This window comes from Psychromonas arctica DSM 14288 (assembly GCF_000482725.1).
GTDB lineage: Bacteria > Pseudomonadota > Gammaproteobacteria > Enterobacterales > Psychromonadaceae > Psychromonas > Psychromonas arctica.
In genome coordinates this window covers 372052-382303 of sequence record NZ_AXWP01000008.1, presented here as the reverse complement: position 1 = coordinate 382303, position 10252 = coordinate 372052, and the positions used below count along the sequence as shown (strand labels likewise).

General features: G+C 38.2%; 10 protein-coding genes. 2 read left to right on the top strand and 8 right to left on the bottom strand.

Translation table 11 applies throughout. The annotated features are described in order from the left end of the window. Positions 1-317: 317 nt before the first annotated feature. Both H592_RS0103700 and H592_RS0103695 read right to left on the bottom strand, forming a co-directional pair. Positions 318-1385 carry a branched-chain amino acid aminotransferase gene (locus tag H592_RS0103700; RefSeq protein WP_028867578.1) on the bottom strand — a complete coding sequence of 356 codons (1068 nt, stop codon included), beginning with the start codon at positions 1383-1385 and terminating at the stop codon, positions 318-320. 213 nt (positions 1386-1598) lie between these two features. Continuing rightward, positions 1599-2228, bottom strand: a complete 630-nt coding sequence (locus tag H592_RS0103695; RefSeq protein WP_028867577.1) for an alpha/beta family hydrolase — start codon at positions 2226-2228, stop codon at positions 1599-1601. A 158-nt stretch (positions 2229-2386) separates the two neighbouring features. Between H592_RS0103695 and H592_RS0103690 the strand changes: the two genes are divergently transcribed. After that, entirely contained in the window at positions 2387-2914 is a 528-nt protein-coding gene (locus tag H592_RS0103690; protein WP_037070825.1) for a GNAT family N-acetyltransferase, read from the top strand. A 255-nt stretch (positions 2915-3169) separates the two neighbouring features. On the opposite strand, the gene H592_RS0103685 is transcribed toward H592_RS0103690, so the two are convergent. The 5 genes from H592_RS0103685 to H592_RS0103665 form a co-directional block, all read right to left on the bottom strand. Further along, the gene (locus tag H592_RS0103685) at positions 3170-3553 is read right to left on the bottom strand and encodes a 4a-hydroxytetrahydrobiopterin dehydratase (RefSeq protein WP_211235611.1); all 384 of its coding nucleotides are present in this window, start codon (positions 3551-3553) and stop codon (positions 3170-3172) included. A gap of 43 nt (positions 3554-3596) precedes the next feature. Further along, entirely contained in the window at positions 3597-5357 is a 1761-nt protein-coding gene (locus H592_RS21440; protein WP_037070821.1) for a SagB/ThcOx family dehydrogenase, read from the bottom strand. Between the two features lie 68 nt (positions 5358-5425). Further along, entirely contained in the window at positions 5426-5860 is a 435-nt protein-coding gene (locus tag H592_RS0103675) for a tellurite resistance TerB family protein (RefSeq protein WP_051368949.1), read from the bottom strand. A gap of 304 nt (positions 5861-6164) precedes the next feature. Next, complete coding sequence (locus tag H592_RS0103670; RefSeq protein WP_028867573.1) at positions 6165-7013, bottom strand: PA4780 family RIO1-like protein kinase; 849 nt, start codon at positions 7011-7013, stop codon at positions 6165-6167. A gap of 450 nt (positions 7014-7463) precedes the next feature. Continuing rightward, a complete protein-coding gene (locus H592_RS0103665) occupies positions 7464-8348 on the bottom strand; it encodes a DMT family transporter (protein WP_028867572.1) in 885 nt (294 codons plus the stop codon). A 258-nt stretch (positions 8349-8606) separates the two neighbouring features. On the opposite strand from H592_RS0103665, the gene H592_RS0103660 reads away from it, so the two are divergent. Then, positions 8607-9461, top strand: a complete 855-nt coding sequence (locus tag H592_RS0103660; protein WP_028867571.1) for a delta-class carbonic anhydrase — start codon at positions 8607-8609, stop codon at positions 9459-9461. 171 nt (positions 9462-9632) lie between these two features. On the opposite strand, the gene syd is transcribed toward H592_RS0103660, so the two are convergent. Further along, positions 9633-10196, bottom strand: a complete 564-nt coding sequence (syd, locus tag H592_RS0103655; protein WP_028867570.1) for a SecY-interacting protein — start codon at positions 10194-10196, stop codon at positions 9633-9635. Positions 10197-10252: the final 56 nt, after the last annotated feature.

The following is a 10252-nucleotide window of genomic DNA, read 5'->3' as shown; positions in this document are numbered from 1 at the left end:
CTCCCTGTTAGAAATGACCACCCTCAAACACAGTGTTGGTCTGACTGAGTATTGGACTTCGCGCTATTTTGGACGCTTATCCACCAACACTGCCGAAACAGGTTACGGTTAGTTGTGTACTTCTAACTTCCTATGGCTTCCTTCAGACCCCACCGTTAGCCAGTGACGCCCTTGCCATTCGGATTATCTTCCCCTCAATCAGGGTGATCTCACTTTCTTGCAAGTGAGCGGGTTTGCCAGCTTTGCTGGGCAAACAAAAAAGGCGCTAATGAGCGCCTTTTTTAGATGGAGAGTTAATTTTAAATTGGCATTAACGTTTAGTAGTTAACTTTTTCAATCCAACCAAATTTATCTTCACGTAAACCGTATTGAATGCCCGTTAGCTCATCGTATAAATTACGAGAAACCGTACCTGCTTTATTATCATTGATAAAGTAATCTTCGTCTTTCCAACATAATTGACCAACAGGTGAAATAACTGCTGCAGTTCCACACCCAAAGGCTTCAGTAATTTTACCACTTCTGATATCCGCTAGAATATCTTCAATGGCGATTTGCTCTTCAGATACTGTGTACCCTAGAGAAGGTGCCAACTGTAAAATAGAGTCACGTGTAATACCCGGTAAAATACTACCGCTTAGTTTAGGTGTCACAATATGATCTCCGTAAACAAAACAGATATTCATTGCGCCTACTTCTTCAATATATCTACCGTGTACCGCATCTAACCAAAGCACTTGTGAATAACCGCGCTTTGCAACATCTTCCGACATGTACAAACTAGCCGCGTAATTACCGCCGGTTTTAGCTTCACCAACCCCACCAACAACTGCGCGACGATATTTATCTGCAACATACACAGAAACAGGTGAGAAACCATTTTTAAAATAAGCCCCTGCAGGTCCAGTGATAATAAAATGTAGGTATTTATCACTTGCGCCTAACCCTAATTTAGCTCCCGTTGCTACCATCGTTGGACGGATATATAGCGAAGTACCATTTTTTTCAGGTACCCATTGGTTATCTATTTTTAATAATTCAGTCACTGCTTTTAAGTGAAATTCAACATCAACTTCTGGCATGACCATACGTGCAGCTGAACGGTTAAAACGTTTGAAGTTTTCACGCGGACGGAATAAATTAATCTCGCCATTTTCAGTACGGTACGCTTTTAAACCTTCAAAAATCTCTTGGCCGTAATGTAGAACTGATGCAGAAGGATCCAGTTGTAGCATTTGATAAGGTTTAATTTCTGCATTTGACCATTTATTAGTAGGTTCAAATGACTGTGTAAACATGTGATCGGCAAATACTTCGCCAAAACTAAATTCTGCTGGGCAAGCGTTACGATCTGCAACAGCTAACGGTTTGATATCAATTGACATGTAAATCCCTTCTGTATCTAAATGCTTTTTGCGACAACGAATGAAAAGCATAAGCATTATTGCTTAGGTGTTGGCCGGAGCTAGATTCTAAAAAATATTCAACCATACATCCACACTTCTTTTACAAAAAAACAAGATTAAGTAACTTTATTGAGCTAACCGTGAATATTTTAATTTTTTTAGTATTAAAAAGTAAAATAACACACGCAATGATTACTTAAGACAGTCTTTAATGTAAGCAGCAAGAAAGTCGATACAAGATTGAATGTGCTGTTGATGAGTCAAACCACTTTTTACTCTCGGTTTGAAGTCATGGTCACCATCTTCTAACCATAACCAATTAAAACGCTCAGGCAAACCATAACTTAATACTTCATCTTGGCCGCCTAACTTATCACGTGTTCCCTGAATAATGGCAACAGGTTGTTTAATCGCAGCTAAATGCTCCACGCGTAATTTTTCTGGTTTACCTTGCGGATGAAATGGATAACCTAAACAGGCAATGCCTTTAACATGTTGCAAGAGATCGGCGGACTCCTGTGCCGCTAACAAGGTGGCCATTCTGCCTCCCATCGATTTCCCACCAATCACCATTGGTTGATTTAATGTTTGTATTACCTCCATAAATTGCTTGATCAGATGAGGAGCTCGCTCAGGTGGGCGCCGGCTCGCCGTTTCAACTCGCTGCTGCATATAATTAAAATTAAAGCGAGCAACTCGAATGCCTTGTTCAGCCAGACCCACACTCACTTCCTCCATAAAGTCTGACGTTAATGGCGCTCCTGCACCATGTGAAAAAACAAATAAAGGCCCCTCTTCAGGTCCATCAAAAATAAGCGTCATGATTGCCTCTAGTAAATAAAAATAGAATAAATAGTATTATGTAAGAATGCGAGTAAGCGATTAAAGCGTCAAGTAAATAAGCCTATGTAAAACCTTAAATTGTTCGTTACAATATTTATCTAACTATTTATACGTTCAAATAAAGGCAGATATTCAGCATGTTATACAAAAACATAGAAAGATGTACTTTACAACAAGTACATCTGTTACAAGAAATAGCAATTAAGACCTACCATGAAACCTTTACTGACAGTAACAGTGAAGCTTTACTACAAAAATATTTTGAGCAATCGTTAAATATAAAAAAACTATCAGAACAGTTACAACAGCAGCACTCTGAATTTTATTTCATTTATGCCAACGATAAAAAAACAACCCCCGCAGGCTTTTTAAAATTGAATATAAATAATGCACAAACGGATGTGTTGGATCCACAGGCATTAGAAGTTGAAAAAATTTACCTGCTAAAAAACTTCTTATCACAAGGTTTAGGTAAACAGTTGATCAACTTTTCGATTGAACGAGCTCAACAACAAGATAAAAAATATCTTTGGTTAGGCGTGTGGGAACATAATGATACGGCACTTACCTTTTATAAAAAGATGGGATTTGAGCAATTTGGAGAACATGGTTTTGATATGGGTGGAGATATTCAAACCGACCTGTTATTTAAGAAAATGTTATAAAAAAGTCCGATTTTTATTACCGTCTTATCTATAAGGTGAATTACCATCTTGTTTAGAAGGATGAATAGTTGAAGCTAGAACACTCATTAAAGCGATTTAAACATCGCTCAACTTAACGGGGTCACTTCACAAATTGAGGGGGCTTTATTATCTCTACCGCCTCACATCTTGCTTTAAGCCGTCTCGTTTTATCGCGGGAGATAACGAGCATAGGATGTTGTAACAACATTAATTAACGAGGTTAATTAACCATATTTAGTTTCTATTTAACGTCATTGCAGAAAATAATTCACTCGTTTTAACAGCCATAATAAAATCATTACGGTGTAAACCTTTGATGATATGACTCCACCACTGCACCGTTACCACACCATACTCAACCACCAGTAAAGGATGATGATTCACTGACTCGGCTAATTCAGCTATCTGGTTAACAAAGGCTATCGAATGTTGATAACGTTTAGTGGAGAATTCACAAGCTAACTTCAGCACGCCTTGATCTTCAACTAATTGCCATTGTTGACTCTTTGCAGATTGCGCTTGTAATTCAGTGAATAACACCTTGATCTGCTCATCTTGTAGTAAAAGTGCACTGGCATTACATACTTGGCAGGTTTGTTGGCTCAATAAAGTCATCATAATCCCCTTTTAAAATTTATTGCTAGTCTGAAAAATAAGTCGATTATTTACTGCTATAAGACTCGCCATCTGCTTTAACTTGCAAATGAAAATAGGCAGGTTTGGTTGAAATACGTTTATCGTCAATCGCTTTACCCACAGTAAAATGATACAAACTTTGCCATTGTTGATCTTTTAATCCAACTAAGTCATGGACTTGATCATCAAAAAAACATCCAATTCCTGTTCCTCTTAATCCCTCTCTTTCAGCGGCTAAATACAGTACTTGACCAATCAACCCAGTTTCCCAAAATAATAATGGGTACTGGCTAGCTGAATGACTTAAGCTTGTTTCAAAACGCGCTAGCATACCAAGGCTATAGGCACCATCTGCGGCAATATTTTGCTCACAACTAAGGGCTTTAGCAATGCGTCTAAAGTCGCCTTTTTTCAGCACATATAACGGTTGTTCTATAAAACAGGGTTGCCATAGAAACTCCGGCTTCATTGCTGACTTTAGATCCTGTAAATGCATTGGGTTACGCACCCAAATATATAATCCAGCATCAAGACCTTGCACATGATGAACAAATAACAGTAAATGAACTTGAGCCGTTTGTGGCAAGACAGAGAATGGAACACTTTGGGTCGGTAATGTATTGTGTAATTGCTTTAAAAATAGTTCACTGGATATAAAGCTAGCTTCGCGATCAAAACTTTGAGCACTTCGACGTTGTAAAATTAAGTGTTCAGCACTTTGCTCTACTGACTCAGAGCTTTTATTGCTAGCAGTAAGATTCGAATTGACAGTAGCAACATTAGCATTGAGAATCGCAACATCTGGATTTAAAACAGGTGAAGATAACGTTGCAGGATCTTCTTTAATAAATGAAATATTTTGCTGATGGCTTGCTTTAAAAACATCTTCAATAACCGGCCATTCTTGATACGAATGACTTAACTGGTTACTTTGATGCATATAATCAAAGTCAGAGAGTGCATTTATCCATTCTTTTACTTTCTGTAAATCGCTAGGTTGTGCGCTTACCCAACAAACACAATCGACATATTCAGTTTCTTGCGCTGCATGAGGAGACTGATTAAGGCCTAACAATGCTGATATAGCAGAGTTCGACAACTCATCTAACACTTCAATTTTCCAACCATTTAAGTTGGCGGCAATATTCAAAGCAGCCAACGCATGACCTAAATCATGTTGGCAATACCGATAAGCCCGCTCACCGTATTTCCAAGCTTCGCGCCATGCAATACTAGTTAAAACAATCGCAAAACCGGTCGTATCCTGTAAAAAGTCAGCCTTAACATCTGCGAGTCGCGCACGTTTCTCTAAACAATTAATATAAGGATTGTAATGTAGGCTATGTACGGTTTTCTTTTTTAGCTCTTGCGAATCAGATAATTCAGGTAGCTCTTGTAATTCAGGTAACTCTTGTGATTCAGGTAATAATAAATAGCATTCAGTGGGATGCAGATTACCGCTTGAAGGGTTAATACGTAATGCCCACTCCGTTCCGTTATAAGACTTCCACGCAGATAAACCTAAACTGTTTTGCAATAGTGACGCAATGCTGCTTACTGAAATAGGCGCAGGTGAAGCAGGTGATACTTGAAAGATATACTCAATGGGGGAGCTAGCAACCTCTTGATTTAAAGGAAGATATATTTTCTCTGTCCCTTCGTATAAACGATAAGGCAAGGGTTGATTTGCCCAATCCATATATCCCGCTGAGCGAGCATAAGCGCCTGGCCTATGTTTTGTTTGCTGATGGTAATTTTTAACCATTTGCAACGTTGATTGAGACATAATCATTCCCCATAAAAATTTAAATCAAATTAACTAACAATCAAGAATTCAATCTTAAAAAATTCGAGCTACTGTGGCATAACAGCGAGTTTAGTACGAATAAAATCACTATGATTAACATAAATTAGCTTAGCGACTTTACGGATTAAAGCCTCTTCCATCTCATCTAGATACCCATCAGCATAAGCGACTTGCCACATGGCCTTAATCAAGCCGATACGTTGCTCGCGCTCTAAATCTCCAAGCTGAGAAGTAAAATCAAACACAGATTGGCTACTTTTAGCTTCCTGCATACCTACGTTTAATAATTCCGCCGCTTTCTCGGCATTAACATCAAGTACTTTTTCAAGCGAACGAGTAGCAACTATTTTCTCATCCGCGCTTAAGTGATGATCTGCAATACAAACCTCACACAATAGAGAAGCAATGGCGAGGGTATTATCGAACTCAGGGTGTTCATTAGGTATTAGGGAACTTATAAAGTGTTTAACTGTTGCGATCATATTTCAACCTATAGGAATAAAAAAACGGAGGTGATTTAATACTGGGCTTTTGAGTGTAAAGACTAATCCAGTATCAATTAGCCATCCTAGCCTCAATCAAAATAGAAATCAAAGCGACTTAGTTGTCACGCTGTATAACAAAATACTAAGTATATTAGAGGTCGAAGTTTGAGTTGAGGTTTGAGTTCAGGTTATGTTTGAAATGACGAATAAATCGCCGCAGTGGGCCTGTTACTGAAGTGGTTCCAATCAAGTAGCGTAACCCACTATTTATATTACGAGGTTTACGCTAATCAATAAAATGTTAATCAACGTCAGAAATACGGTCTAAACGATCTAGTTCTTCTTCTCGAGCGGCATTAATTTCATGCAGTACGCCATCAACGTCAGCATTAATATCAGAGTCAACAAATCGCCCTGTTAATATTGTTTTAGGTGATAATTCGCCCGTTTCAAAAATAGACCAAATTTCTTCGCCATAGCGTGTTTGGGCTAGTTCTGGTGCGAATTGAGAATAATACTGTGTCATGTTATTGACATCACGTAACAACATTTTCTTAGCATTATTATTACCAGCCGCATCTACAGCTTGTGGTAGGTCAATAATCACGGGGCCTTCTGCATCCACCAACACATTAAACTCAGATAAATCACCATGGATCACTCCCACACTGAGCATACGAACCACATAGTCCATCACTTTAGCGTGATCAATCATTGCCTTCTCTTGAGACAAGGTGACATCATTTAAGCGTGGAGCAGCATAACCCTCGGCATCTGTGATCAGTTCCATGATCAACACGCCACCAAAACACCCATAAGGCGTAGGCACACGAATCCCTGCATCGGCGAATTTATACAACGCATCAACTTCAGTACTCTGCCAAATTTCTTCTTGTTGTTCACGCCCAAATTTAGAGCCTTTTTGCATTGCACGTGCATTTCGACCATTTCGGACTTTTCGCCCTTCATTGTACAAAACCGCATTTTTAAAACTACGTTTGCTCGCTTCTTTATAAACCTTTGCACAACGAACTTGATCACCACATTGAACAACATAAACCGTTGCTTCTTTGCCGCTCATTAACTGGCGTAATACATTATCGACGATGCCATCGTCAACTAATGGTTGAATTCTTTTAGGTATTTTCATTTATATAATTTGTTTTCTAATATTTTAATTGATTGAGCTAAATGCCATTTAATTAAATAAAGAGCTAAAAAGCAGAAACAGTATTACCCAGTCATCACCTTCATAGATAATAGTTACACTGAGTAATAGTGAGATAGAAGCATACACTCATTAGTATTGAATATATGCCCAGGCAATTCATCAAACGAATAACGGCTACATCTATAGCGCCTCACTTATAGTGCCTTTTAACTAAGTAGTGTATTAATAAAACAATAATCAGTGCTTATATCAAAAGGTATAACCGTTCATAGTACTATAAAAACAATCGTTTCTTTGTTTCTTTTTGTTCAATTCATGACATGTAAAATAAAAATCCGCTTAATTTTACTTTTACAGCATATAACGTACTGAATAATTAGGAGTAGAAGCTTAATCTCGCTCTAAAATAAATTTTAAATGGGTGATTATTTATGATTTTGTCTTCTTACCAAAAACATTCACTAATGCACCTAACACAATTAAAGAGCCTCCAATTAAAGTCCAAATAGAAGGTACTTCATTGAAAACGATGACCCCAAGGATAGCGGAGAATACAACTTGCACATAAGAAAAAGCACTGACTTTAGCAGCAACTTCACTTTGCATAGCTTTAGTTAAGCCGACCTGCCCAATTTGTGTAAAAATGCCTACAAACAATAATAAAATCAACGCTTCAGTATTGGGCATAACAAAATTATCGCCTAATAAGATAATGGATAATGGTAAGGCAATCAGGGGAAAATAAAAGATGATCACGGAGCTGTCTTCGGATTGACTTAAGCGTTTAACTAATACATAAGCGGTACCACTGCCTAATGCACCTAATAATGCAGCACAAACACTAAACCAAGGTAAAACAGCTTCCCCTGTGACCGATAAATTCGGCATCACCATGGCCAATAGCCCAAATAAACAAAGCACAATACAAATTAATGTTGAACGCTGGATCCTTTCTTTCAGAAAGAAAAAAGCTAACAAAGCAGTAAATACAGGATACAAATATTGCAATAATGTGGCTTCAGCTAGAGGTAAAGTCGTGACCGCATAATAGACGCAAATTAGCGCTAACGTCCCCACACCCCCACGAGCGATAAGCAGCGTTTTGTTATTCCCCCACACAGGGATTTTCTTACGTTTAATATCAACATAACTAATCAACAATGAAATAATGCCGCGAGCAGCAACGATTTCAAAGACAGGGATATTATGAGTGCTTACCAGCTTCACACATGCGGTCATCAATGCAAAAGAGAAAGCTGACAGCAACATAAACCGTAAGCTAATCGGGATCGACAAGAAAAAATTTCGTAACATAAAGGCACTAACTTGATTAATAACAATAGAAGTCTAGTTTATCGTATTTTCAGGCGCCTAGTTATTTATTTGGGTGTTTAATTTTCATATTATACAGCGCATTAACCAACAACATGACAGCCAATACAGGTTAATTTATAGCAAAGAATGGTGATATTAAATGAATACAACGGTCAGTGAATATTACCAACACCACATTCAAAGCCTTTTTCAGTTGACCACTGGAAAACAGCTCCTATCAATACTGGAAACATACTAATGAAAGCCTATTTATTTATCGCCTATGCAGCTGCAACGTTACCTTTTTCTGTCGTTGCAGAACAAAATCATCATCACTCAGTAACAGATAACGTTATTAAAGAGCAACGTATTGCACTTGAGAAAAACACCTCGGACAAAGGTTTTGGTCCACAATCCCCTCGAGATATAGACCATTTAAACGGCAGCAACCAGCAACTTTTTACAAAAGCCCCCGCATATACTGAAATGAACTTATGTAATATTCATTTTCATAGAAATGCGGAACATAAAGGTGGGGAGTTCACTGAGTATGCCGGTAATGGAGATGGCGAAGGCAATAATAGTGGTTACAAATTTTCAGGATCATTGACAGAGAGTGAATTATTACCAATCAAGACAGAGATTGGTAAAAATGCACATGGCCACTTAGTTTCAGGTGATACAATTGAAGTCCATTATGTTTATTCAACAGCAAAAGTTAACCCTGGCCCAACATTAGGCGCATGTTTAGCAAGCCCAACAAAAAATCCGCAATTACGTGTTGAAACACAAGTATTTGTCTTAGTAAACGATAAACAAGCACTTAACTTTGTGCAATTAACAGAAGATGCTAAATCAGGCAATTACCAACAAGCACTAAACATTCCAACCAATACTGGCGATCCAATAGAGTACCTTGGTTCAACAACCGGTCCCGGTTATAACGAAATAGGGTCTCCTTTTCAAGTGACTTGGAGTGTTCGCCCTAACGTACTCAAAGTTGATATCAATACTGTCGGCACCTGGTTACAAAGCAACGTGTATCAAGAAGATCATGCGCATGGAGTAAGAAACCTAGTGATTAACCCTAAGCTATTATCTAACGTTCAATAAGTTAATGGCGTTACTGTTCATGGTCGCTTAGCGTACTATACGCTAAGCGCTTTTTTATTCATGCACCTTTAGTACTGCACTTTTTCACTACTAGCTGTTAACTCTGTTACTGTACATTAAGTGCTGTTGGCGAACAGAAAAAGCAATTAGCTTAAAGCCACCTACTCACCTTTAATCTTGCTGTTCAGTCAATACAGGGGTTAATTTTTCTAAAAACTCGGCTAGCGATTCCGCTAAAACTGCTTCTTGTTTTTTACCTAAGGTTTCTAATTGCACTTGCCCTGTTTCATTTAAAATAGAAATGACTTGCATCTCATCGCTACAGGTTGCAATAAACATGGATGCCGGTTTTTTTAAACGTTTTTGCATCATAAAGTGGGCAATCATATTCTCTTGCAACAGATTAAAGTCTTGATCATTCCACACTTGAATAAGTTCAACAGGATGCCCTTCAAACTCGCAACTGATATGGTCGCTATAAGCACTGCAAAAAAGATCTTCAATAGAAGGATGTAAAGTCACTTCCAGTGCTTGCTCAATATTATTCAGGTTAGCTTTTTGCTCTCTCGGCACTGCTTGCCATGTGATTTTATCATCCTCAACGTTACCGACCTGACAAGGTGACGACCACTCAGGGTCAAAAAATTGAGTCGGTAAAGTCTGCTCTGTTGATTGCCATAATTGTCGATGGCGTTGATATAATGCGAATAACTGCTGTTGTGTATCTGTATTCATAGCTCGAATAATTCTTCTTTTTAGTTACAATACGGCATATTGTAACTATTCGGGCA